Origin of the sequence: Pedobacter sp. CFBP9032, from assembly GCF_034045265.1 — a bacterium.
Taxonomy (GTDB): Bacteria; Bacteroidota; Bacteroidia; order Sphingobacteriales; family Sphingobacteriaceae; genus Pedobacter.
In genome coordinates this window covers 196,930-221,327 of sequence record NZ_JAXCWE010000001.1, presented here as the reverse complement: position 1 = coordinate 221,327, position 24,398 = coordinate 196,930, and the positions used below count along the sequence as shown (strand labels likewise).

The following is a 24,398-nucleotide window of genomic DNA, read 5'->3' as shown; positions in this document are numbered from 1 at the left end:
TTGATGAAATTTAGTAAGCAATTACCTGCCTCTGGCGTCGTCCCATTTGTTTCGTTCATCTTGTAACTCGCGGGCAAGCCTCATTTCTTTATCTTTTGCCTTAACCTTATGCGTTTGAAACTCATCAGCAACCTCCTGGTATAGCTGAGTTCTGTAATTAGCTTCTTTACGGTATTTCCCTGATTGGAAAATTACGATAGCTAAACCAGCACCCAATATAATGATGATGGCCCATACAATTGTATTATAGGTTCCTTTGTTAAACGCGATACCCAGAAAACTAATTTCGTTTACAGACGCAGTGGCGCTAGCAAGTGAGCTTTCTTTTCCTGTTACTTCGCCCTTTAAACTTGCAATGTTATCCTTTTGAGATTTTATTTCTTGTTTAGCCTGAGTAAGCTGCTTCCGCTCTTTTCTTAAAGTATCATTAACGCTTTTCCATAAAGAACTTAATCTGGATGGATTGATCAGTCTAGCACCATATAAACTTTTAGATTTTTTAAGCAAAAAATTATACTGACCATTTAGAGAAGGGTCCGTATTTTTTGAAGTGTCTTGTTTAGCTTGCCCAAATGCAATGTTTACGAGTAGCATAACCGCTAAAAACAATAGGGTTGGTTTAAGTTTCTGCATAGTTTAAATAATAGGTGTTAAAGTGTAAAACTACATTTTTATACAATTACAAGGCAATCTAATTTTACTTTTACCCTGTAGTGCTAAAAAAATCGATTTATAAATTAACATTTTTATCTGGGTTTTATTATAAATTAATCATGATAGATTACATTTGCTGCATGCAAATAGGAATTATCGGTTTAGGCGATATGGGTAAATTGTACGCCGTATGGTTTGCAGGTGCTGGTTATAAAGTATGTGGAGCAGACATGCCATTGCGTTTTGCCGAATTAAAAAATGAACTTGAACCTAAAGGTGTTGAGGTTTTATTAGATGGGCATGAGGTAGCAAGAAAATCAGATTTCATTATTTATTGTGTAGAAGCTGAGAAAATAGACGAGGTAGTGGCAGCCTTTGCACGGTCGACAAAGTTCGGCGCAATTGTGTCTGGCCAAACCTCCGTAAAACATCCTGAAATTGCCGCTTTCGAAAAACACCTTCCCCAAGATACCCAGATTGTAACCTGCCATTCTTTACATGGTCCGGCATTTAGTCCAGAAGGACAAACGCTCGTGGTGGTTCGCCACCGTGCTACCGATGCTGTTTATGCCAAGGCTTTAGAAATTTACAAGTCTTTAAAATCGAACATTATCGAAATGGACGATTACAGGGAACACGATAGAATTGTAGCCGATACACAGGCGGTTACACATATGGGTTTCGAAAGCATGGGCTCTGCCTGGAAGAACGCTGGCTTTTTCCCATGGGATAATCCAGCTTATGCCGGAGGCATCGACAATGTAAAAATATTAACTACGCTTAGAATCTTTAGTTACAAATCTCATATCTATGCCGGCCTGGCTATACTAAATCCATATGCACAGAAGCAGGTTAAATATTATGCTCAGGCAGAGTCTGAACTTTACAAATTAATGATTTGTGAGAACGAAATAGAATTTAGGGAGAAAATCTACGCCGCCCGTGATTTTGTGTTTCATGAAAGCAGAACGCTATTACTTTTAGATGATAACATTATGAAAGAATTCAGCTTATCTGATGCAGCGCATAAGCAAAAACCGAATTCTCACCTCAGTTTGCTCAGCATGGTTTATGCCTGGTATAAGATGGGGGTAAATCCTTACGATAACCTGATCTGCCAAACGCCACCTTTTAAATTGAGATTAGGTATTGCCGAGTATCTTTTCAAAAACGAAGAAATGCTGGAAGAGTCGATCACCACTGCACTTTACGATAAATCTATCCGTGGTGATGATCTGGAATTTCATACGGCTGTGCACGAATGGGCATCGATTATTGGTTATGGCGATTTAAAAGGATACAAAGAACATTTCGAAGCTGCCAAATCATTTTTTGCCAACCGTTTAAATGATGGCAGGGATTTGAGTGCAGAAATGATTAAGCGATTGGGTAAGTAACCACTGAGGATGAAAACCATTTTAAATAAATCTGAACTGGTTTCGCAGCTGGAGCGAGAACTAAAAGAGATAGCGATACTTTGTGGTGAATACGATAACGGAAACGAATCTGTTATCTATCCGATTGCAAATCGAATCGTGGTGATTTTCCATAATTCCGATCAGACAAAAGCATTGGTAAGTCTGCTTAAATTAGGTCACCTGGATCTGTATTGCAGTTCTGAGATTTACGATTCTAAAAGCCTTACTAATTTTATTGGATTATTAAAACTGACACATCGTGCTGATAAGGGCTGGGGATATGTTGCGAGGCTAGACCCTTTTTCTTTAAAATCGGTAAGACAAGAAAACTGGTGGAGCAATAAAAAAGTGATTATTGATTCGGATGGTTCGCCTTTTACCAGAGCCAAAATAATTAAATCACTGGCTAATTCCAGTCCGTTATTGCTTAATACTTCAGGGTGGACAGTTAAAGACGCCAATGGCAACAAATCAACAATTTCCCCAATAGCCGAAACAGTTAGGCAAATTGCTTTTGAGCTGTTGGAAAGTTTCCGGGATGTTGATGTGAATAAAGAAAGTAAGTTGTATAAGTAATTATGGAATTAGAGCATTATTGAATTTTGAATGAATCAATTCGGGATGTTGATGTAAATAAAGAAAGTAAGTTGTATAAGTAATTATGGAATGAGAGCATTATTGAATTTTGAATGAATCAATTATTGAATGAGTAAACACCATTCTTCTCTATTACAAAACTCACCTACTCAATCATTCACTCATTTAAAATAAAGAAAGTAAGTTTTATAAGTAATTATGGAATGAGAGCATTATTGAATTTTGAATGAATCAATTATTGAATGAGTAAACACCTATTCTTCTCTATTACAAAACTCACCTACTCAATCATTCACTCATTTAAAATTCTATTTATCCATATAACATATAGACTTTATTTTATTCCTTTAATCCTTCGTTTCCGCAAAATTCGTGCATTATATTTGCCCGCATGTCGGTATTGCTGTTTACGATTATCGTTTTATTGGGTGCTTTTTTAGCGGGTTTATTAGGTTCGCTAACAGGCTTGGGTGGTGGTGTCATCATCATTCCTCTACTTACTTTAGCTTTAGGTGTTGATATTCATTATGCGATTGGTGCATCTATTGTTTCAGTGATTGCCACTTCATCAGGTTCTGCTGCAGCTTATGTGAAAGAAGGGATTACAAATATAAGAATTGGGATGTTCTTAGAGATCGCAACTACGATAGGGGCGGTGTGTGGGGCAATTATAGCCGTTTACCTTAATGCCAATTACATTGCCATTCTTTTTGGCTGCATCCTCATCTTTTCTGCCATCATGACTTTAAAGAAAAAGGTAGACCATAGCACGCTGGAAGATACCGATAAATGGGCTAAATTTTTTAAACTCAACGGGTCTTTTCCCGATAAAGGTGTTGATCATCCTTATGCTGTAAAACATGTTCCTGGAGGGTTTTTAATGATGCTCTTCGCCGGGACTTTATCAGGATTGCTGGGGATTGGCAGTGGAGCATTAAAAGTAATTGCGATGGATAATATCATGCGTTTACCCTTTAAGGTATCAACCACCACCAGTAATTTTATGATGGGGGTTACCGCTGCAGCAAGTGCGGTGGTGTACCTGCACCGCGGGCAGATTGATCCTGGTATTGCCATGCCAGTCTGCATCGGGGTTTTAACAGGCGCTTCATTAGGCTCTAAAGTTTTACTAAGGGCTAAAACGGATAAATTGAAAATTGTGTTTGCCGTAGTAGTAGCCTTTTTGGCCCTGCAGATGATTTATAAAGGAATAAGCGGATTATAATGGAGACAGCAAAAAAAGAAAATCTGAATGATAAAGATATCCAGGTAATTCTGGGTACACTTTTGCGTGCAGGCGTAATCATTTCAATGAGCATTGTATTAATAGGTGGCGTCATTTTTCTTATTCATAATAAAGGGGCTGTTACCAATTATAAAGTTTTTAAACCCGAGCTTAACAATTTTTCTTCTATAGCTGCAATTTTTAAAGGTGTATTAACCTTCCAGGGCGATGCCATTGTACAGTTTGGTATCCTCATGCTTATCTTTACGCCAATTGCACGCATTGTTTTTGCTATTTTCAGCTTTTTAATCGAACGCGATTACCTTTATGTACTCATTGGAGTCATCATTTTAACGATCATAACCATCAGTTTAAATGGTGGGATAGCACATTAATTTTTTAATAATTTTATTATACATTAAGATAAAACAGCTAAAATTGTTGTTATAAAATCCTGTTTGAATTTTAATAGCAAATATGACCTAGCGTTTGCTGTTAGGCTGAGCGCAAAAATTTGTTCTTATTAATGCCTTATAACGGTCAGACTGTTATACAAATAATTTTATTGAATTTTTAAACAGGTTCTAAGATTTATAACAAATACAGATCAAATGGCCAAATCAGGTAACACTGTTCAAAGTACATAACATTATCTACGGTGGAGAAGCTTTTGCCAACGATTGTGGCTTCAAACCGCATAAAGATTGGAAAGTAGTCCAATTTATCTTAGAAGAAGATGATGATCACATCCCTTTAGTTGATATCGAATTCGGAGAAGACGGTGTTCCTGCATATTATGTTGGACCAAATGATGATCCTGCCAAAATAAATCAAATCTTGGCTACGTTGGATAAAAATGTAGGTCTGGGCAATTACCTGTTTTATAATGACGAAGATGAGTCTGATGAAATTACGTAAGAGGATAATGAGCAAAGCTTTAAGCATATATACTATGCTTTAACCAGCAACTACCGCGGTAAACTTGAGGGCAATAGCACAGTTACGCTGGATGAGGATCATATTGACGAAATTTGGGTTCAAAAGGTAGATTTGGGACTTTACAGCCTAAATGATGAACTGGATGATCGTATTATTGAATGTGCTGAAGAGTATGAGTCAATTTTTGAAGACAAAAGCCTCGAAAGTATCAGTCAAATTAATGCTTTGCTGATCAAAAATCCTGATATGCCATTGTTTTATGCAGAATTATTTTTGCAATATAAAACAATAGGACTTCATAGTAAGGCCGATGCGATAGCTATAAAGGGGATGCAGCTCTTTCCTGATTTCTTATACTTAAGGTTTTATGTGGCCCATACCGCGATGGTTGATGGTGACTTGGAAAAAGGCTTCAAGTTATTGAATAAAAAGCATAACCTTGATGAAGCATTTCCACAGCGGACAGCTTTTGCCGAAGGCGAGTTTATGCTTTTTTATACCGCATTATGCCGATATTTTATGGCTAATGGCAGTTTAATTGATGCCATAATCTGTTGTGATGCGCTGATTGCTGAGATTTATGAGTATGCTTGTAGCGAGAATGCTATATTCGATCTTTTACAGCTGATAAAAAGCCAAACCGGGAGCAGTATACTAGAGGCAAATATTGATTAAATTAAAGTGTTTTTACACCTTGAATATCGCCTAAAGTGCTTTTAATCAAATTTATAGCCTTTACTTTGAGTACCCTAATAGCCCATTAACCTCACTTTTTAGGTTAAATCCCATTATATCAGCAATTTATTTGAAAAAATATTTGGCTAACTATTTGAAAATTAATATTTCTTGTCTATCTTTGCCGTCCCTTTCGGGGGATGTACAACCACCTTGAACGAAGCCCTACTGCTTCGATGGGTGTTAAAAAAGAAAAGATAAAATGTCAGGAATTATTGGAAAAAAAGTAGGAATGACCAGTATCTTTGATGCCGAAGGAAGAAACATTCCTTGTACGGTAATCGAGGCTGGACCTTGTGTAGTTACACAGGTAAAAACCGAAGAAGTAGATGGTTATTCATCAATCCAGTTGGGTTACGATGAGAAAAAAGAGAAAAACACAACTCAACCATTGAAAGGCCATTTCGCGAAAGCAAACACAACTCCGAAACGCAAGCTGGTAGAATTCGATTCGTTTACAACTTCACCTAGTTTAGGTGATGTGATAACGGTTGATTCTTTCGCAGAAGGCGATTTTGTTGATGTTGTAGGTACCTCAAAAGGTAAAGGTTTTCAAGGTGTTGTAAAACGCCACGGATTTGCCGGTGTTGGTATGCAGACTCACGGTCAGCATAACCGTTTACGTGCCCCAGGTTCATTGGGTGCATCGTCATTCCCATCACGTGTATTCAAAGGAATGCGCATGGCTGGAAGAACAGGTGGAGACAGGGTAAAAGTTCAGAACTTACAAGTTTTGAAAGTTTATGCTGAGCAAAACTTATTAGTAGTTAGTGGTTCCATTCCAGGAGCTAAAGGTTCTTACGTAATCTTAGACAAGTAATCAGATGGAAGTTAAAGTATTAAACATTTCAGGTAAAGAAACAGGTGCCAAGGTGCAACTTCCTGAATCGGTATTTGGTATCGAGCCTAACGACCACGCGATTTATTTAGATGTAAAACAGTATTTGGCTAACCAACGTCAGGGTACTCACAAATCTAAACAACGTAATGAGATTGCAGGTTCGACCCGTAAACTATATAAACAAAAAGGTACAGGTGGTGCACGTGCTGGTAGCATTAAATCTCCTCTATTCAATGGTGGTGGTCGTGTATTCGGTCCTCAGCCACGTGATTATAGTTTTAAATTGAACAAGAAATTAAAATCATTAGCACGTAAATCGGCTTTAGCTTATAAAGCAAAAGATAACAATGTGGTAATTTTAGAAGATTTCAACTTCGAAACTGCTAAAACTAAAAACTATACAAGTTTATTGGCTGCGTTAAACGTAGGTACTCAAAAAACTTTATTGGTTTTACCTGCACAAAATAATAATATCTATTTATCAAGCAGAAACGTTCAGAAAACAAAAGTAATCTCAGCAGCAGATTTAAATACTTATGATGTATTAAATGCTGGTGTGCTTGTGTTAACTGCAGATTCTGTTAAAACTTTGGAGGAGGCGTTTGCCAAATAATATGGACATTTTAAAAAAACCAATATTAACCGAAAAAGCTTCAGCTTTAACTGAGAAATCTAACCGTTTCACCTTTAGTGTTAACCACAAGGCTAACAAAATCCAAATTAAAGCAGCTATTGAAAAATTGTACGGTGTAACTATCGTTGCAGTTAACACAATGGTTGTTGATGGAAAAGCTAAATCACGTTACACTAAAGCAGGTTTTGTATCTGGCCGTAGCCCGAAATACAAAAAAGCAATCGTAACGTTGAAAGACGGCGAAACAATAGATTATTACGCAACCCTTTAATTTAATAATTCATTATAACTATGGGCTTAAGAAAATTTAAACCAGTTACTCCAGGTACCCGCTTCAGAGTTGGTGCTAGTTTCACGGAGATTACAGCAACCACGCCCGAAAAATCATTGGTTGTATCATCAAAAAAGTCTGGTGGACGTAACAACACAGGAAAGATGACTATGCGCTACATGGGTGGTGGTCACAAAAAATCATACCGTTTGATCGATTTCAAACGTGATAAATTTGATATTCCTGCAACAGTAGCTACTGTTGAATACGATCCAAACCGTACTGCCCGCATTGCATTATTACATTATGCAGATGGCGAGAAGCGTTATATCATTGCTCCTGAAGGATTGCAAGTAGGTTCGGTATTATTATCGGGCGAAACTGCAGCACCAGAAGTAGGTAACACTTTAAAATTATCGAACATTCCGTTAGGTTCTATTATCCACAACGTGGAGATTCACCCTGGAAAAGGAGCACAATTGGCTCGTAGTGCAGGTGCTTACGCACAATTAGCTGCCCGCGATGGTAAATATGCTACTTTAAAAATGCCTTCAGGCGAAACCCGTTTAATCTTGACTACTTGTCTTGCTACGATCGGTGCGGTATCTAACTCAGATCACGCAAACGAAGTATTAGGTAAAGCAGGTCGTAAACGTTGGTTGGGCCGTCGTCCGAGAACTAGACCGGTAGCGATGAACCCTGTCGATCACCCAATGGGTGGTGGTGAAGGTAGATCATCAGGTGGTCACCCACGTTCAAGAAATGGCGTTTTAGCTAAAGGCTTTAAAACCAGAGAACTTAAAAAATATTCTAATCGTTACATCATAGAGAGAAGGAAGAAATAATGGCTCGTTCGATAAAAAAAGGACCGTATATTGACCATAACGTAGAGAAAAAAGTAAACTCTATGAATGATTCAGGCAAAAAGTCTGTAATCAAAACTTGGTCTCGTAGATCAATGATCTCACCAGATTTCGTTAATCATACATTTGCAGTACACAACGGTAATAAGTTTATTCCTGTGTACGTTACAGAAAACATGGTTGGTCACAAGTTGGGAGAATTTGCTCCAACCAGAACATTCAGAGGACACGCTGAAAAGAAAAAATAATTAGACAATGGAAGCAATAGCAAAATTAAACAATTGTCCAACCTCACCACGTAAGATGCGTTTGGTTGTAGATCTTATCAGAGGTGAACGTGTGGAGAAAGCATTAAGCATTTTAAAGTTTACCAATAAAGAAGCAGCAATAAGAGTTGAGAAATTATTATTATCTGCGATCAAAAACTGGGAATCTAAAAATGAAGGTGCCCGCCCTGAAGAAAATCAACTTTTTGTTAAAACAATTATGGTTGATGGTGGCCGTCAGTTAAAACGCTTACGTCCAGCTCCTCAAGGCCGTGGATATAGAATTCGTAAACGTTCTAACCACATCACGCTGATTGTAGATAGTAAAAATACAGAAACAACTCAAAACTAATTTTAGGAAATGGGACAAAAAGCAAATCCAATAGGTAACAGGTTAGGTATCATCAAAGGATGGGATTCTAACTGGTTCGGTGGCAACAACTACTCCGATAAATTAGTTGAAGATGAGAAAATAAGAAAATACCTTTCTGCCCGTATCGCTAAAGGTGGTGTTGCTAAAGTGGTTATCGAACGTACGTTAAAACGTATCACTGTAACTATTCACACAGCCCGTCCAGGTATCGTAATCGGTAAAGCAGGTGCTGAGGTTGATAAAATCAAAGAAGAGTTAAAGAAATTGACTAAAAAGGAAATTCAAATTAACATCTTTGAAATTAAACGCCCGGAACTTGATGCACAATTAGTTGCAGAAGGTGTTGCAAAACAATTAGAAGCAAGGATCTCATTCCGTAGAGCAATGAAATCTTCTATCGCATCAACTATGCGTATGGGTGCTGAAGGTATTAAAATCATGACTTCTGGTCGTTTAGGTGGTGCTGAGATGGCACGTACTGAGCAGTACAAAGAAGGAAGAGTGCCTTTGCATACATTCCGTGCTGATATCGACTATGCTTTAGCTGAAGCTTTAACTACTTATGGTAAAATAGGTGTTAAAGTGTGGATCTGTAAAGGTGAGGTTTATGGAAAACGTGATTTGTCTCCAAACATTGGTTCGACAAATAACGGTCCAAAAGGCGCATCAGAGAAACCAGCATTCGGTGGAAGAGATAACAGAGGTGGTGGAAGAGATAACCGTGGCGGTGGTAACGACAGACGTGGTGGAAACCAAGGTGGTGGTCGTGGTCCAGGTCAAGGTGGTCCCGGAGCAAATAGAGGTGGTGGCGCAGGCGCTAACAGAGGTCCTCGTAAATAATTGATTTATTAACATCGTTTAACGATTAGAACAAAATAAAATGTTACAGCCAAAAAGAACGAAGTTCAGGAAGATGCAAAAAGGCAGAATGAAGGGTTTAGCTTCTCGTGGAGCTGAATTAGCATTCGGATCTTTCGGTATCAAATCTTTAGAAGCAACTTGGATCACAAGTCGCCAGATAGAGGCTGCCCGTATCGCCGTAACACGTTTCATGAAACGTGAAGGTCAGGTGTGGATCAGAATATTCCCGGACAAACCAGTAACTAAAAAACCTGCTGAGGTACGTATGGGTAAAGGTAAAGGTGCTCCTGAGTATTGGGTAGCAGTGGTAAGACCTGGTCGTGTAATTTTCGAAGCTGAAGGTGTGCCTTTAGAAGTAGCTAAAGAAGCATTACGTTTAGCAGCTCAGAAATTACCAATCCAAACCAAATTCGTAGTACGTAGAGATTACGTAGAAGCATAGTTAAGTGTTGAGGTGAATGTTGTAAATACTTGTTTATTATAACCGCTACACTCAACGTAAAAAAAAAGAAAAATGAAAAATTCAGAAATCACAGGGCTTTCAAAAGAAGAATTAGTAGCTAAGATTGCGGAAGAAAAAGAGAGCTTATCAAAATTAAAGTTCGCACACACTATTTCAGCTATCGAAAATCCTTCGCGTATTGCGAAAGTAAGGAAAGACATAGCCCGTTTAAACACTGAGTTGACTAAAGTGAAAAACACTGAGTCAGCTACTGAAACTAAATAATTTGAGAGTCGACATGGAAAGACAATTAAGAAAAACAAGAACGGGATTAGTAGTAAGCAACAAGATGGATAAATCTGTTGTAGTGAGCGTTGAGCGTAAAGTAAAGCACCCGATTTATGGTAAGTTCGTTAAGAAAACTACCAAATTTATGGCTCACGACGAGAAAAACGAATGCGGTATCGGTGATACAGTATTAATTATGGAAACTCGTCCCTTGAGTAAAAACAAGAACTGGAGATTGGTACAAATTTTAGAAAGAGCTAAATAAGATGGTACAACAGGAATCAAGATTAAACGTTGCTGATAACAGCGGCGCAAAAGAAGTATTAGTAATTCGCGTGCTAGGTGGAACCGGCAAACGTTATGCTTCAATTGGTGATAAAGTAGTTGTTACCGTAAAAAGCGCATTACCTTCTGGTAATATTAAAAAAGGTACAGTTTCTAAAGCAGTTGTTGTAAGAACTAAAAAAGAAATTCGTCGTAAAGATGGTTCTTATATCCGTTTTGACGATAATGCAGCTGTATTATTGAACGCACAGGATGAGCCAAGAGGTACACGTATCTTTGGCCCGGTTGCGAGAGAACTACGTGAAAAACAATTCATGAAAATTGTATCATTAGCACCGGAGGTATTATAAAATGGGAAACAAAGTAAATACACCATCGAAACTTAAAATCCGCACAGGAGATTTAGTTAAAGTAATTGCTGGCGATTCAAAAGGTCAACAAGGAAAAGTACTTTCAGTACAAATAGATAAAAACAGAGCCATTGTAGAAGGCGTTAATTTAGTATCTAAACATACTAAACCAAATGCTGCAAATCCAAACGGTGGTATTATTAAAAAAGAAGCTGCTCTTCATATTTCTAACCTGATGTTGGTTGATCCAAAATCTGGTAAAGCTACACGTGTTGGTCGTAAACTAAACGCGGATGGTAAATTAGTGAGAGTTGCTAAAATTTCAGGGGAGGAAATTAAATAATGGCTACACCTAGATTAAAAAGCAAATACAAAGAAGAAGTTGTAAATGCATTAAAAGAGAAATTTCAGTATAAAACTGTAATGCAGGTTCCTAAATTGGAAAAAATCTGTATCAATCAGGGTGTAGGTCGTTTTTCTGTAACTGATAAGAAGATTATGGATACGACAATCGTTGAATTGTCTACTATCACTGGTCAGCAAGCAGTTCCGGCTAACTCTAAGAAAGATATCTCAAACTTTAAATTACGTAAAGGTATGCCAGTTGGTGTACGTGTAACATTACGTGATAACAATATGTACGAGTTCTTAGATCGTTTGATCTCTGTAGCTTTGCCACGTATTCGTGATTTCAAAGGTATTAACGATAAAGGTTTTGATGGAAAAGGTAACTACACTTTAGGTGTTACTGAACAAATCATCTTCCCAGAGATTAATATAGATAAAATCAATAAAATTTTAGGGATGGATATAACTTTCGTAACTTCGGCGAAATCTGATGTTGAAGCACTTGAGTTATTGAAACAATTCGGATTACCATTTAAAAATCAAAAAACAGCAGAATAATGGCAAAAGAAGGTGTAAAAGCACGCGAAGTTAAGCGCCAAAAATTGGTAGCTAGATACGCTGAAAAACGTGCAGCATTAAAAGCTGCAGGAGATTTCGAGGGTTTAGATAAATTACCTAAAAACTCATCTCCGGTACGTTTACACAACCGTTGTAAATTAACTGGTCGCCCACGCGGTTATATGCGTACCTTTGGTATTTCAAGGGTAACGTTTCGCCAAATGGCACTAGACGGTAAAATACCAGGTGTTAAAAAAGCATCTTGGTAATATAAGCTTAAAGCTGAAAGCTCAAAGTCTAAAGCGAATGTATGTCGCTTTAGTCTTTGTGCTTTAGTCTTTTTGCTTTTAAAAGAATTTTAACCGATAGCAGGTCCCATGCCGATGTGAAATCGGGAAAGGAAACCACTATCAAAAACAATAAAAAATGAATACAGATCCAATAGCAGATTATTTAACAAGAGTAAGGAATGCCATTAAGGCCAACCACCGTGTTGTAGAAATTCCTGCATCAAACCTTAAAAAAGAAATTACTAAAGTTCTTTTTGATAAAGGTTACATCGCGAACTACAAGTTTGAAGATACTACCGTTCAAGGCACCATCAAAATCGCTTTGAAATACAATCCGATTACTAAAGTTCCTGCTATTCGTACTTTGATGCGAATTAGTAAACCAGGTTTGAGAAACTATGCTGGTGTTGAAAATATGCCAAGAGTATTAAACGGTTTAGGTATCGCAATCTTATCTACTTCTAAAGGTGTAATGACTGATAAAGAAGCAGCCAAATTAAATATTGGTGGTGAGGTATTGTGTCACGTTTATTAATTATTAGGAGAACAGCACAATGTCAAGAATAGGAAAAGCCCCAATTACAATCCCTGCAGGTGTTACCATTACCGTATCTAACGATAACGTAGTAAGTGTAAAAGGCCCTAAAGGTGAATTAACACAAGCAGTAGATACAGATATCACTGTTAGTCAGGAAGACGGAATTTTAACAGTTTCTCGTCCATCAGAACAAAAGAAACACAAAGCATTACACGGTTTATATCGCTCATTGCTTAATAACATGGTTATTGGTGTTACAGATGGTTATAAATTAACTCAAGAATTAGTAGGTGTGGGTTACCGTGCAACGAACGCAGGTAATACATTAGACCTGGTTTTAGGTTATTCTCACCATTATGTATTTCAATTACCAGAAGAGATTAAAGTAACTACATCATCAGAAAAAGGTCAGACGCCTAAAATTATCTTAGAAAGTATTGACAAGCAATTGATCGGTCAGGTAGCAGCGAAAATCCGTTCGTTACGTGCACCAGAGCCATATAAAGGTAAAGGTATCAAGTTTGTAGGTGAAGTGTTAAGAAGAAAAGCAGGTAAATCAGCGTCTAAAAAATAGTAATCATGGCAGGTAAAAAATTATCAAGAAGAGATCGTATTAAAAAAGGGATCAGAAAGAGACTTACTGGTTCTACCGAACGTCCAAGGTTATCTGTATTTAGAAGCAATAAAGGGATTTATGCGCAGGTAATTAACGATGTAACCGGTACAACAATTGCTTCAGCATCATCTTTATCAAAAGATTTTTCTGGAACAGGTAACAAAAGTGACCAATCAATAGCAGTAGGTAAATTAGTAGCTGAAAAAGCAATTGCTGCTGGTGTTAAAGAAGTTGTTTTCGATAGAAATGGCTATTTATACCACGGTCGTGTGAAATCGTTAGCAGAAGGTGCTCGCGAGGCTGGTCTAGTATTTTAATCTGAAGAAAAAGTAAGATGTCAACTATCAATATAAAAAGAGTAAAAACCACCGATATCGAATTAAAGGATCGTTTGGTTAGTATACAACGTGTTGCCAAAGTAACCAAAGGTGGTCGTACTTTCAGCTTCTCAGCAATTGTTGTTGTTGGAGATGAAAACGGTGTTGTTGGTTTCGGCTTAGGTAAAGCGAAAGAAGTAACTGAAGCAATCGCTAAAGGTGTGGATGATGCTAAAAAGAATTTAGTGAAAGTGCCTATTTTAAATGGTACTGTTCCTCACGAACAAATTGGTAAATTCTCAGGTGGTTTTGTTTTAATTAAACCAGCCGCAGTAGGTACCGGAGTAATTGCTGGTGGTGCGATGCGTGCTGTATTAGAGAGTGCTGGCGTGCATAACGTATTGGCAAAATCTAAAGGTTCATCTAACCCGCATAACGTGGTGAAGGCAACTGTTGATGCATTAACTAAAATGCGTGATGCTTATACAGTAGCTCAAACCCGTGGTATAGATTTAAACAAAGTATTTAACGGATAATATCATGGCTAAGATCAAAATAACACAAGTAAAAAGCGTTATCGACAGAAGCGAGCGCCAAAAGAGAACCGTTCAAGCTTTGGGATTATCTAAAATGAACCAAAGTGTTGAGGTTGAAGCTACACCACAAATCATTGGTATGGTTCGCAAAGTGAACCACTTGGTAGCAATCGAAACAATTTAATAGAATTATTAAATGAGTGAGTTTTGAGTGAGTAAATGTGCATCATGCAAACATTTAATCATTCAAAATTCAATCATTATTTATTTATCGTTGTACCTGTTTAGTGAAAGCGAAGGGCAACACAAATTCAAAAAAATGAATTTAAGTAATTTAAAACCTGCAAAGGGTTCTACAAAAAACAGCAAAAGAATTGGTCGTGGTACAGGTTCTGGTCGTGGTGGTACTTCAACTCGTGGTCACAAAGGTGCGGGTTCTCGTTCAGGTCACAAAACCAAAATCGGTTTTGAAGGTGGTCAAATGCCTTTACAACGTCGTGTGCCTAAAGTTGGTTTCAAACCAATTAACCGTACCGAATATGTTGGTGTAAACTTAGATGTTTTACAAACCTTAGCTGAAAAACACAGCTTAACAACTATCGATTTCGCTGCTCTCCAAGCGCATGGTTTAGCTTCAAAAAATGACTTAGTTAAAATTTTAGGTCGTGGTGAAGTAAAAGCAAAATTAGAGATTACTGCTCATGCGTTTTCTGCAACCGCACAAAAAGCTATTGAAGCTGCAGGTGGTTCTATTGTAAAATTGTAATTATTAAATGAAGAAGCTATTTACTACTTTAAGTAATATCTGGAAAATTCAAGAATTAAAAGAGCGTATCTTGTTTACGCTCTTAATTCTTTTGGTATACCGTTTTGTATCTCACGTGGTTTTGCCAGGTGTGGATCCAACCGCTTTAGATGCTAACGAAAAATCTGGAATTTTAGGCATACTTGATATGTTTGCCGGAGGTTCTTTCTCGCGTGTGTCTATTTTAGCGTTGGGCGTAATGCCTTATATCTCTGCATCCATCGTGGTGCAATTGTTGGGTATTGCTGTTCCTTCTTTTCAAAAAATGCAGAAAGAAGGCGAAAGTGGTAGAAAGAAAATGAACCAGATCACTCGTTACCTAACGGTAGCGATCACAATCGTTCAATCTGTAGGTTACGTTAAAACGCAGGTTCCGGCAGAAGCTATTTTATTACCTAATACTTTATTCTTAGTGTTATCTACTTTTGTATTAACAGCAGGTACATTGTTTGTGATGTGGTTAGGTGAAAAAATTACGGATAAAGGAATTGGTAATGGAACATCTTTAATTATCATGACTGGTATTATTGCTCGCTTACCGCAGGCAATCAGCCAGGAATTTAGTGCTCGTGTGGGTTCTGCCAGTGAAGGTGGAGGTCCGGTAGCGCTTGTTTTAGAGATTGTTGCTTTATTCGCTGTGGTAATGTTTACCATTTTAATTGTTCAAGGTGTACGTAAGGTGCCTGTACAATATGCTAAAAAAATTGTAGGTAACCGTCAGTTTGGTGGTGTTCGTCAATATATTCCATTAAAAGTAAATGCAGCTGGTGTAATGCCAATTATCTTTGCGCAGGCCTTGATGTTCATTCCTGGTGCTTTGATGCAATTTGTTCCGTCATTACAAGGTTCATGGTTGGTTCAATTCAGCAATACAACATCGTTAGCCTATAGCTTAACATTCGCTTTTTTAATTATCGCATTTACTTTCTTCTATACTGCAATTACAGTAAATCCAACTCAAATGAGTGACGATATGAAGAAAAACGGTGGTTTTATTCCTGGTGTTAAACCAGGTTTTGCAACGTCAACTTTTATTGATGATGTAATTTCTAAAATCACTTTCCCTGGAGCAGTATTTTTAGCAATTATTGCTATACTACCTTCATTAGCGGTTAAATTCGGTATTAAACAAGAGTTTGCACACTTCTTTGGTGGTACTTCATTATTAATTTTAGTAGGGGTAGTGTTAGATACGCTTCAACAGATCGAAAGTTATCTATTAATGCGTCACTACGATGGTTTAATGAAAACAGGCAGAGTTACAGGTAGAACAGGTGTTCCTGCCGCCAGTAGCAACGCAGCATTGTAAAGATAAATTATAGAATTTTGAATGATAGAATGAGTGGATTATTTTATTATTCACTCACTCAAAATTTACGCATTCAAAGATTTAAAATTAATGTCTAAAATTTATTACAAATCTCTTGACGAGATCGAGTTAATAAGAGAAAGTTCCATGCTTGTTTCTAAAACCTTAGCTGAAGTGGCTAAAGTGATAAAAGCAGGCATGACTACCATTGAACTTGATAAGCTTGCTTATGAGTTTATAAGCGATCACGGAGCAATTCCAGCTTTTTTAAACTACAATGGTTTTCCAAATTCTTTATGTATTTCGCCTAATGAACAAGTTGTTCATGGGTTTCCAAGCAAATATGTTATCGAAGAAGGAGATTTAATTTCGGTTGATTGTGGCGTAATTAAGAACAACTATTTTGGGGATTCGGCTTATACTTTCTCTATTGGGGAAATAGATGCAGAAAAACAGAAGCTTGTAGAGGTTACGAAACGCTGTCTGGAGTTGGGTATTGAGAAAGCTGTAGTAGGTATGCGCATTGGTGATATCGGCTTTGCCGTTCAGCAATATGCAGAAGCCAATGGTTTCGGTGTAGTAAGAGAACTTGTTGGGCATGGTGTTGGTGTAAAGCTTCACGAAAAGCCTGAGGTTCCTAATTATGGAAAACGTGGTGCAGGGCCAAAACTTGAAGAAGGAATGGTCATTGCAATCGAACCTATGATTAATGCAGGTGTTGCTGGTGTTAAATTCCATAACGATGGATGGACGGTAACCAGTAAAGACAATAAACCATCGGCACATTTTGAACACACAGTGGCCATAAAAAGGGGCAAAGCAGAAGTTTTATCAACCTTTTCTATAATAGAAGAAGTTTTACAACAAAAAAAATAAATAATTAAAATTTTTTATTTAATTTTGCAACCCTGTTTAGAAGCAGCTAATTAAGTAACAATCAACAAAATATGGCTAAACAAGCCTCAATTGAACAAGACGGAGTAATCAGAGAAGCATTGTCTAATGCAATGTTCCGGGTAGAACTTGAAAACGGGCACGAGATTATCGCCCATATTTCAGGTAAGATGAGGATGCACTACATCAAAATCCTTCCTGGTGACAAAGTAAAATTAGAGATGTCTCCTTATGATTTAACAAAGGGACGCATCACTTATAGATATAAATAAAATGAAAGTTAGATCATCAATTAAAAAACGTAGCGCTGATTGCAAGATTATTCGCCGTAAAGGAAAACTTTACGTAATCAACAAGAAAAATCCTAAATACAAGCAACGTCAAGGGTAATTTTAAAATATTGTAATGATCCGCACAACGGTGGCCCGCCGTTCGGAATTACGTAAAACATAAACAAATATGGCAAGGATTTCAGGTATTGATTTACCAAGAAACAAAAGAGGAGAGATTGGTTTAACTTATATCTACGGAATAGGAAGAACTACTGCACAACGTATTTTAACTACTGCAGGCATCGACTTAAACAAAAAAGTACAAGACTGGTCTGATGATGAATTATCAGCAATCCGTACAATGATTAACGATGAAATTAAAGTAGAAGGTGCTTTACGTTCAGAGGTTCAGTTAAACATCAAACGTTTAATGGATATTGGTTGTTACCGCGGTTTACGTCACAGAAAAGGTTTACCTTCTCGTGGTCAGCGTACTAAAAACAACTCACGTACTCGTAAGGGTAAGAGAAAAACAGTTGCTAACAAGAAAAAAGCTACTAAGTAGAAAAAATTAATGATTGAATAATAGAATGATTGAATAATGAATGTTTTACATTCCCTCATTCGTCACTCAAACATTCTCTCATTATAGTAATATAAAACATGGCTAAGAGTAAAAAAGTAACAAAAAAACGTATCGTTGTAATTGAGTCTGTTGGACAGGCCCATATAAATGCTACCTTCAATAACATCATCGTTACCTTAACAAACAACGGCGGACAAACCATTTCATGGTCTTCTGCTGGTAAAATGGGCTTTAAAGGTTCTAAAAAGAACACGCCGTATGCAGCTGGTCAAGCAGCTTCAGATTGCGGTAAAGTTGCGTTTGATTTAGGTTTACGTAAGGTTGAAGTGTTTGTAAAAGGTCCGGGTTCAGGTCGTGAATCTGCAATCAGAACTTTGCAAGTAGCAGGTATTGAAGTAATGTCTATTAAGGATATCACTCCACTTCCTCACAACGGATGTCGTCCTCCTAAAAAGAGAAGAGTTTAATTAATTTTAAAGCTAAGAATCTTCGGTTACAGGCCGAATGATACTTTAAAACAGAAAAAAAAATGGCAAGATATACAGGCCCAAAATCAAAAATCGCCCGTAAATTCAGAGAACCAATCTTCGGTCCTGATAAGGTGTTAGACAGAAAAAATTATCCTCCTGGGCAACATGGCTCATCAAAAAGAAGAGGAAAACAATCTGAATATGCTATCCAGTTAATGGAGAAACAAAAAGTAAAATATACTTATGGTGTATTAGAAAAACAGTTCAGTAACTTGTTTAAAAAAGCATCTTCACGTGCTGGTATTACCGGTGATAACTTACTTCAGTTATTAGAAGCACGTTTAGATAATACAGTTTACCGTTTAGGTATTTCAACAACCCGTTCTGGTGCACGCCAGTTAGTTAGCCATAAACACGTTACCGTGAATGGTGAAGTTGTAAATATCCCTTCATATCAGTTAAAAGCTGGTGATGTGGTTGCTGTTCGTGAAAAATCTAAATCTTTAGAATCAATTAGTAACTCAGTTGCAGGTAGAACAATTAATAAGTTCGCTTGGTTAGAGTGGAATGCCAGTGAATTAACAGGTAAATTCTTAACCTACCCACAACGTGATGAGATTCCTGAAAACATCAAGGAAAACTTAATCATCGAGTTATACTCAAAGTAATAAATGATCTGGTTAATTACCTCAAAAGGGTAATTAACTTTTTTCATATTACTATATATTCAATAACGAATTTAAAAAAATATAAATGGCAATTTTAGCATTTCAGAAACCAGACAAAGTGATCATGCAGAAATCAACTGATTTCGATGGCACATTTGAATTTCGTCCTTTAGAGCCCGGTTTCGGTGTAACAATTGGTAATGCCTTAAGAAGAATTTTACTTTCTTCATTAGAAGGTTATGCTATTACTACTATTCGTTTTTCAGGCGTTTCTCATGAGTTTTCTACCATGAAAGGTGTTGTAGAAGATTTAACTGATATCATTCTAAACTTAAAACAAGTTCGTTTTAAGAAAACTGGTGACTCAGGTGATGCTGAAAAAGTGTTCATCATCGTTAATGGTCAGGATCAGTTTAAAGCTGGTGATATCACTAAATTCTCTAACAACTTTACAGTTTTAAACCCTGAGCATGTTATTTGCAATATGGATAAATCTGTTACTTTAGAAGTGGAATTAACCATCAATAAAGGACGTGGTTATGTACCTGCTGAAGAAAATAAAGTTGCTGATGCTGTTGTAGGTGTTATTGCAATCGATTCGATTTATACTCCAATGAAAAATGTAAAATACACGATCGAAAACTTTCGTGTTGAGCAAAAAACGGATTATGAAAAATTGGTTTTAGATATCTCTACTGACGGTTCAATTCATCCTGAAGAGGCATTAAAAGAAGCGGCTAAGATTCTTATCCAACACTTTATGCTATTCTCTGATGAGAACTTAGTATTAGAATCTCAAGCTAAAGAGGAAACTAAAGAGGTTGACGAAGAAATTTTACACATGCGTAAAATCCTTAAAACTGAATTAGTGGATATGGATCTTTCAGTTAGAGCATTAAACTGCTTAAAAGCTGCTGATATTCGTACTTTAGCTGATTTGGTTTCTTACGATGTTGCTGATATGTTAAAATTCAGAAACTTTGGTAAAAAATCTTTAACTGAGATTCAGGAATTAGTAAAATCAAAAGGTTTATCATTTGGAATGAACCTGTCTAAGTTTAAATTAGACGAAGAGTAAAAATAGTCATGCGTTCGGAATCGAAAGTCTTGAGTCCGAAACTTACCTATAAATAATATTTTTTCATGGTATATAATTCCCTCAGCTTAACTGCAAAGAGACGGTATATACTTTATAACACTCGAAATGAGACACGGTAAAAAACACAATCATTTAGGTAGAACTACCTCACACAGAAAAGCGATGTTAGCCAATATGGCTTCATCACTAATTTTGCACAAAAGAATTACTACAACTTTAGCTAAAGCAAAAGCTTTACGCGTGTATGTTGAGCCAATTATCACTAAATCAAAAAATGATACTACTCACTCACGTCGTACCGTATTTGCTTACTTACAGGATAAAGAAGTAGTAACGATTTTATTCCGCGAAATTGCTGAGAAAGTTGCAAATCGTCCAGGTGGTTACACTCGTATCATTAAATTAAACAACCGTTTAGGTGATAATGCTGAAATGGCTTTAATTGAATTGGTAGACTATAATGAAGTTTATGGTAAAGATGTAGAAGCGAAAGAAGAGAAGAAAACTACTCGTCGTGGTAGAAGTAAATCTGCTGCTGCTCCTAAAGCTGAGGAAGCGAAAGCTGAAACTGCTGAGAAAGTTGAGACTGAAGCACCTGCTGCTGAAGAAACTCCTGCTACAGAAGAACCAAAAGGAGAATAATAAATTCAACTTTAAAAGTTTAGAAAGTCCTGTTCGAAAGATCAGGACTTTTTTATTGACTAAAATTTCTTGAAAATAGGGTTGTAGTGCGATTCGCTTTTGCCACCTAAAAAGGCAAAACCACTCTTTCTTTGTTTTGTTTCTCAACAGGCATGGTTAATTTTTCGGCAACGCACTGCCCAAGGCCACAAAACAAAATTATTTTATACACTGTCTAAAACCTGGATGTGACTTCCCGCTCCAGCTTAACGCATTTAGCCATTGCATTTTAATAATGAAGTAATACACGGCAATTTTAATTCTATAGTAATATTTCAATTAGGTATCTATAAATTAGCTTAAAATAATGTAAAATGAAATTTAGGCTAATTTTATTGTGCTGTCTATTCGGACAGCTGTCTCTCCGAGCTCAAACGTTAAAATATACCAATGGCAACAAGGCCTGGAATGCAGATTCACTAGGCAACCATCGTGTTCTTGTTCAATTTGCCGGGAATGATAAAATAGCTCATGCTAAAATTGACTGGCGCAGGAGAGATGAACATCCAGAATCAAAAGGGATTATCATTCAAGGTGTTAAGGGTAAAGCGGTTTCGGTTTTTGGAATCGATAAATTCACTAGGGAAAGTGCAGATATCTATTTTGAGCCTTCTTCTGGTCCTGGTAAGTATTATGTTTATTATCTTCCTTATAAAAATGAAGGCAAAAGTAACTATCCAAAGGGTGTTTATCTAAAATCTAAACAGGCAGATCTAAACTGGTTAAACAAGGCAAAGCAGGTTAAGGTGAATACTTCGGTTTTAGAAATCCAATCTATTGATGCCTTTAACTCTTTTTATCCAATGGAAGTAATCGCCACCACGAAGGAGACTAATATTATAAAAGCTAAATATCCAACGGAAGCTTTTATCGTATTTCCGGAGGATAGAATGTACCCTATTAAGATGCAGCATGATCTACCTTACCGATGGGTACAAAAAGGGGCTTCAAATTCTTTCGCGGGCACAGCAAGTAAAGGCGAAAATTACGCCTTTCAACTAGGGGTATTTGCGTTAAAAGATTTACAAAATGTAGCTGTAAGCTTCGGTGATTTGAAAACAAACACCGGAAAAATAATTTCTTCAAAATACATCAACTGCTTAAATACCAATGGGACAAGTTATGATAATAAGCCCTTGGTTCAAACTGTAAATGTAGCTTCAGGTAAGGTGCAGCCGATGTGGATTACCGTTGATATCCCTAAAAATACAACAGCTGGTATTTATACGGGTAAATTCACTGTAAAGGGTAGTGGTAAGTCTAAGATTGTTAATGTAAGTATTTCTATTACCAATCAGGTATTGGCCGATGCAGGTGTAGGAACTCCAGATAAACAAACCCGTTTAACCTGGTTAAATTCTACGCTCGCCCAAGCAAATAAAGTAGTTGCGCCATATACACCTTTAACTGTAGATAGTAATGTAATTTCGCTTTTAGGAAGAAAGTTCGTGATAAACACTGATGGTTTTCCCAAACAGATTCAAACTTTTTTCAATACCGAAATGACTGGTTATAGCGAGAAACCCAATAACCTGTTATACGAACCGATTCATTTTCATTTTTACAATACGCCTAAGATCCAGGAAAAATTTGTGTCGAGCAATTTTCAAATTACCAGTAAAGAGGCAGGAACGGTAAAATGGAAAGCAACGAATACGTCTCAGAACCTGGCGATGGATTTGGAAGGTACTTTAGAATTTGATGGTTATGTACATTATGTAATTAAGGTTAAGGCGTTAAACGATGTGGAATTTAGCAATGTAGATTTTCATATTCCATTTGATAAGTCTGCAACAAAATATTTGATGGGGTTGGGCGAGAAGGGTGGGATTAGGCCAGATACTGTAAAGTGGCGATGGGATGTGGCAAACAAGAATCAAGATGCAGTGTGGATTGGAAATGTAAATGCAGGTTTGTATTACAACTTGAGGGATGAAAATTATGTTCGACCGCTGAATACCAATTTCTATCTCCAGAAACCATTAATATTGCCAAAATCATGGGGTAACGATAATAAAGGGGGCATTCAGATTAATGTAAAAGGCAGTTCCATGTTGGCTGATAGTTATACGGGCGCAAGAAGCATGAAAAAAGGAGATGTACTTTATTATAATTTCAATTTACTGATTACTCCCTTTCACCTGTTAGATACCGATTTCCAATGGGATAACCGTTTCTATCATAAATATGGCAATCTGGATGCTATTAAGGCTACCGGTGCCTCTGTGGTGAACATTCACCATGCCACACCAATTAACCCCTGGATTAACTATCCATTCATCGAATGGAAAAAGATGAAGAATTATATTGAAGAAGCGCATCATAAAGGCTTGAAAGTGAAGATTTATAATACCGTTCGTGAACTTTCGAACCATGCATATGAATGGCCGGCTTTGAGAAGCTTAGGCACTGAAGTGTATTCTCCAGGTAAGGGTGGGGGTTTTAGCTGGTTACAGGAGCATTTAGATTCTAATTATATCGCGGCTTGGTTTGTTCCTGAAATTAAAGATGCCGCTGTAATTAATAGTGGAATGAATCGCTGGCACAACTATTATGTAGAGGGGATGAACTGGTTGGTTAACAATGTTGGAATAGATGGGGTCTACTTAGATGATGTAGCCTTCGATCGGGTAACCATGAAGAGGATCAAACGTGTTTTAACTCAAAATAACCATCCAGGTATTATCGACCTGCATTCTGCCAATCAATACAATAAAAGTGATGGCTTTAATAATAGTGCAATTTTATACCTGGAACATTTTCCTTATCTGAATCGGTTATGGTTTGGGGAATATTTCGATTATGAAAAGAATAATCCTGATTTTTTTCTAACCGAAGTTAGTGGCATTCCTTTCGGTTTAATGGGAGAGATGTTGCAGGATGATGGAAATCCATGGCGTGGGATGATTTATGGAATGACGAGCCGCTTAGGTTGGTCGGATAAGAGTAATCCAAAACCACTTTGGAAAGCCTGGGATAACTTTGGGATAAAAGGAGCTGAAATGATCGGTTATTGGAGTGAGAATTGTCCGGTAAAAACAGACCATGCTAAAGTATTAGCAACAGTCTTCAAACAAAAGGGTAAAACAATGATTGCTTTAGCCAGTTGGGCTGAAAGTGATGTGAAAATTGATTTAACTATCGACTGGATTAAGTTAGGTTTAGCTGCCGATAAAGTAAAAATAACTGCGCCTGCGATTGATCAGTTTCAGACTGAAGGCAATTATCCAGGGGGAAAATCGATTTCTATTCAAAAAGGGAAAGGTTTGATTCTGATAGTGGAGTAACGGTCTTTTTAACTGGAGGGAAGCAGAATGGAGAAATCTTTGAACTTATTTACAAAGATTTCTCCACTTCGGTTAAAAGTAA

36 protein-coding genes are annotated in these 24,398 nt (G+C 37.2%); 35 read left to right on the top strand and 1 reads right to left on the bottom strand.

The window, feature by feature from the left end; all coding sequences use genetic code 11:
• Positions 1-21: 21 nt before the first annotated feature.
• Positions 22-633, bottom strand: a complete 612-nt coding sequence (locus SOM16_RS01005) for a hypothetical protein (RefSeq protein ID WP_320462124.1) — start codon at positions 631-633, stop codon at positions 22-24.
• Between the two features lie 140 nt (positions 634-773).
• On the opposite strand from SOM16_RS01005, the gene SOM16_RS01000 reads away from it, so the two are divergent.
• From SOM16_RS01000 to SOM16_RS00830, 35 genes are all read left to right on the top strand, one after another.
• Positions 774-2,051 carry a prephenate dehydrogenase gene (locus SOM16_RS01000; protein WP_320462123.1) on the top strand — a complete coding sequence of 426 codons (1,278 nt, stop codon included), beginning with the start codon at positions 774-776 and terminating at the stop codon, positions 2,049-2,051.
• Positions 2,052-2,060: 9 nt separating this feature from the next.
• Positions 2,061-2,648 (top strand): hypothetical protein, encoded by a 588-nt coding sequence (locus SOM16_RS00995; protein WP_320462122.1) that lies wholly within the window; start codon positions 2,061-2,063, stop codon positions 2,646-2,648.
• A 412-nt stretch (positions 2,649-3,060) separates the two neighbouring features.
• Positions 3,061-3,894 (top strand): sulfite exporter TauE/SafE family protein, encoded by an 834-nt coding sequence (locus SOM16_RS00990; RefSeq protein WP_320462121.1) that lies wholly within the window; start codon positions 3,061-3,063, stop codon positions 3,892-3,894.
• Positions 3,894-4,289: a DUF1634 domain-containing protein gene (locus tag SOM16_RS00985; RefSeq protein WP_320462120.1), complete on the top strand. Its 396-nt coding sequence runs from the start codon at positions 3,894-3,896 to the stop codon at positions 4,287-4,289. Before SOM16_RS00990 ends, SOM16_RS00985 begins: the two co-directional genes overlap by 1 nt.
• 655 nt (positions 4,290-4,944) lie before the next feature.
• The gene (locus SOM16_RS00980; protein WP_320462119.1) at positions 4,945-5,508 is read left to right on the top strand and encodes a hypothetical protein; all 564 of its coding nucleotides are present in this window, start codon (positions 4,945-4,947) and stop codon (positions 5,506-5,508) included.
• Positions 5,509-5,770: 262 nt separating this feature from the next.
• Positions 5,771-6,388: a 50S ribosomal protein L3 gene (gene rplC, locus SOM16_RS00975; RefSeq protein ID WP_320462118.1), complete on the top strand. Its 618-nt coding sequence runs from the start codon at positions 5,771-5,773 to the stop codon at positions 6,386-6,388.
• A gap of 4 nt (positions 6,389-6,392) precedes the next feature.
• The gene (rplD, locus tag SOM16_RS00970) at positions 6,393-7,022 is read left to right on the top strand and encodes a 50S ribosomal protein L4 (RefSeq protein ID WP_088301913.1); all 630 of its coding nucleotides are present in this window, start codon (positions 6,393-6,395) and stop codon (positions 7,020-7,022) included.
• A 1-nt stretch (position 7,023) separates the two neighbouring features.
• Positions 7,024-7,314 carry a 50S ribosomal protein L23 gene (rplW, locus tag SOM16_RS00965; protein WP_029282693.1) on the top strand — a complete coding sequence of 97 codons (291 nt, stop codon included), beginning with the start codon at positions 7,024-7,026 and terminating at the stop codon, positions 7,312-7,314.
• Between the two features lie 20 nt (positions 7,315-7,334).
• Entirely contained in the window at positions 7,335-8,159 is an 825-nt protein-coding gene (gene rplB / locus SOM16_RS00960) for a 50S ribosomal protein L2 (RefSeq protein WP_029282695.1), read from the top strand.
• Entirely contained in the window at positions 8,159-8,425 is a 267-nt protein-coding gene (gene rpsS, locus SOM16_RS00955) for a 30S ribosomal protein S19 (protein WP_010599906.1), read from the top strand. Before rplB ends, rpsS begins: the two co-directional genes overlap by 1 nt.
• Before the next feature lie 7 nt (positions 8,426-8,432).
• Positions 8,433-8,795, top strand: a complete 363-nt coding sequence (gene rplV, locus SOM16_RS00950; protein WP_320462117.1) for a 50S ribosomal protein L22 — start codon at positions 8,433-8,435, stop codon at positions 8,793-8,795.
• A gap of 9 nt (positions 8,796-8,804) precedes the next feature.
• Complete coding sequence (rpsC, locus tag SOM16_RS00945; RefSeq protein WP_029282699.1) at positions 8,805-9,656, top strand: 30S ribosomal protein S3; 852 nt, start codon at positions 8,805-8,807, stop codon at positions 9,654-9,656.
• Positions 9,657-9,696: 40 nt separating this feature from the next.
• Complete coding sequence (gene rplP / locus SOM16_RS00940) at positions 9,697-10,119, top strand: 50S ribosomal protein L16 (protein WP_010599903.1); 423 nt, start codon at positions 9,697-9,699, stop codon at positions 10,117-10,119.
• A 72-nt stretch (positions 10,120-10,191) separates the two neighbouring features.
• Entirely contained in the window at positions 10,192-10,404 is a 213-nt protein-coding gene (gene rpmC / locus SOM16_RS00935; protein WP_132530128.1) for a 50S ribosomal protein L29, read from the top strand.
• A gap of 13 nt (positions 10,405-10,417) precedes the next feature.
• Positions 10,418-10,672 (top strand): 30S ribosomal protein S17, encoded by a 255-nt coding sequence (gene rpsQ / locus SOM16_RS00930; protein ID WP_010599901.1) that lies wholly within the window; start codon positions 10,418-10,420, stop codon positions 10,670-10,672.
• A gap of 1 nt (position 10,673) precedes the next feature.
• Positions 10,674-11,042, top strand: coding sequence for a 50S ribosomal protein L14 (rplN, locus tag SOM16_RS00925; RefSeq protein ID WP_010599900.1), 369 nt, complete (start codon positions 10,674-10,676; stop codon positions 11,040-11,042).
• 1 nt (position 11,043) lies between these two features.
• Entirely contained in the window at positions 11,044-11,385 is a 342-nt protein-coding gene (rplX, locus tag SOM16_RS00920; RefSeq protein WP_025145216.1) for a 50S ribosomal protein L24, read from the top strand.
• Positions 11,382-11,948: a 50S ribosomal protein L5 gene (gene rplE / locus SOM16_RS00915; RefSeq protein WP_088301915.1), complete on the top strand. Its 567-nt coding sequence runs from the start codon at positions 11,382-11,384 to the stop codon at positions 11,946-11,948. The genes rplX and rplE overlap by 4 nt, the downstream gene beginning before the upstream one ends.
• The gene (gene rpsN, locus SOM16_RS00910) at positions 11,948-12,217 is read left to right on the top strand and encodes a 30S ribosomal protein S14 (RefSeq protein ID WP_010599897.1); all 270 of its coding nucleotides are present in this window, start codon (positions 11,948-11,950) and stop codon (positions 12,215-12,217) included. Before rplE ends, rpsN begins: the two co-directional genes overlap by 1 nt.
• Positions 12,218-12,374: 157 nt before the next feature.
• On the top strand, positions 12,375-12,773 hold the full coding sequence (rpsH, locus tag SOM16_RS00905) for a 30S ribosomal protein S8 (protein WP_056869756.1): 399 nt from the start codon (positions 12,375-12,377) through the stop codon (positions 12,771-12,773).
• A 19-nt stretch (positions 12,774-12,792) separates the two neighbouring features.
• A complete protein-coding gene (rplF, locus tag SOM16_RS00900) occupies positions 12,793-13,350 on the top strand; it encodes a 50S ribosomal protein L6 (RefSeq protein ID WP_320462116.1) in 558 nt (185 codons plus the stop codon).
• Positions 13,347-13,709, top strand: coding sequence for a 50S ribosomal protein L18 (gene rplR, locus SOM16_RS00895; RefSeq protein WP_422662190.1), 363 nt, complete (start codon positions 13,347-13,349; stop codon positions 13,707-13,709). The genes rplF and rplR overlap by 4 nt, the downstream gene beginning before the upstream one ends.
• Before the next feature lie 32 nt (positions 13,710-13,741).
• The gene (gene rpsE, locus SOM16_RS00890; protein WP_225872289.1) at positions 13,742-14,245 is read left to right on the top strand and encodes a 30S ribosomal protein S5; all 504 of its coding nucleotides are present in this window, start codon (positions 13,742-13,744) and stop codon (positions 14,243-14,245) included.
• 4 nt (positions 14,246-14,249) lie between these two features.
• A complete protein-coding gene (gene rpmD / locus SOM16_RS00885; protein WP_320462114.1) occupies positions 14,250-14,429 on the top strand; it encodes a 50S ribosomal protein L30 in 180 nt (59 codons plus the stop codon).
• Between the two features lie 135 nt (positions 14,430-14,564).
• On the top strand, positions 14,565-15,011 hold the full coding sequence (rplO, locus tag SOM16_RS00880) for a 50S ribosomal protein L15 (RefSeq protein WP_154281254.1): 447 nt from the start codon (positions 14,565-14,567) through the stop codon (positions 15,009-15,011).
• 7 nt (positions 15,012-15,018) lie between these two features.
• Positions 15,019-16,359: a preprotein translocase subunit SecY gene (gene secY, locus SOM16_RS00875; protein WP_132530118.1), complete on the top strand. Its 1,341-nt coding sequence runs from the start codon at positions 15,019-15,021 to the stop codon at positions 16,357-16,359.
• 90 nt (positions 16,360-16,449) lie between these two features.
• A complete protein-coding gene (gene map, locus SOM16_RS00870) occupies positions 16,450-17,235 on the top strand; it encodes a type I methionyl aminopeptidase (protein WP_320462668.1) in 786 nt (261 codons plus the stop codon).
• A 71-nt stretch (positions 17,236-17,306) separates the two neighbouring features.
• The gene (gene infA, locus SOM16_RS00865; RefSeq protein ID WP_010599888.1) at positions 17,307-17,525 is read left to right on the top strand and encodes a translation initiation factor IF-1; all 219 of its coding nucleotides are present in this window, start codon (positions 17,307-17,309) and stop codon (positions 17,523-17,525) included.
• Position 17,526: 1 nt separating this feature from the next.
• The gene (rpmJ, locus tag SOM16_RS00860; protein ID WP_010599887.1) at positions 17,527-17,643 is read left to right on the top strand and encodes a 50S ribosomal protein L36; all 117 of its coding nucleotides are present in this window, start codon (positions 17,527-17,529) and stop codon (positions 17,641-17,643) included.
• Between the two features lie 69 nt (positions 17,644-17,712).
• Positions 17,713-18,090 carry a 30S ribosomal protein S13 gene (gene rpsM, locus SOM16_RS00855; protein ID WP_010599886.1) on the top strand — a complete coding sequence of 126 codons (378 nt, stop codon included), beginning with the start codon at positions 17,713-17,715 and terminating at the stop codon, positions 18,088-18,090.
• A 98-nt stretch (positions 18,091-18,188) separates the two neighbouring features.
• Positions 18,189-18,578: a 30S ribosomal protein S11 gene (rpsK, locus tag SOM16_RS00850; RefSeq protein WP_131532654.1), complete on the top strand. Its 390-nt coding sequence runs from the start codon at positions 18,189-18,191 to the stop codon at positions 18,576-18,578.
• Between the two features lie 62 nt (positions 18,579-18,640).
• Positions 18,641-19,249, top strand: coding sequence for a 30S ribosomal protein S4 (gene rpsD, locus SOM16_RS00845; RefSeq protein WP_029282720.1), 609 nt, complete (start codon positions 18,641-18,643; stop codon positions 19,247-19,249).
• Between the two features lie 85 nt (positions 19,250-19,334).
• Positions 19,335-20,327 (top strand): DNA-directed RNA polymerase subunit alpha, encoded by a 993-nt coding sequence (locus SOM16_RS00840; RefSeq protein ID WP_056848536.1) that lies wholly within the window; start codon positions 19,335-19,337, stop codon positions 20,325-20,327.
• 126 nt (positions 20,328-20,453) lie between these two features.
• The gene (rplQ, locus tag SOM16_RS00835; protein ID WP_320462113.1) at positions 20,454-20,990 is read left to right on the top strand and encodes a 50S ribosomal protein L17; all 537 of its coding nucleotides are present in this window, start codon (positions 20,454-20,456) and stop codon (positions 20,988-20,990) included.
• A 353-nt stretch (positions 20,991-21,343) separates the two neighbouring features.
• On the top strand, positions 21,344-24,316 hold the full coding sequence (locus SOM16_RS00830) for a glycoside hydrolase domain-containing protein (RefSeq protein ID WP_320462112.1): 2,973 nt from the start codon (positions 21,344-21,346) through the stop codon (positions 24,314-24,316).
• Positions 24,317-24,398 lie beyond the last annotated feature (82 nt).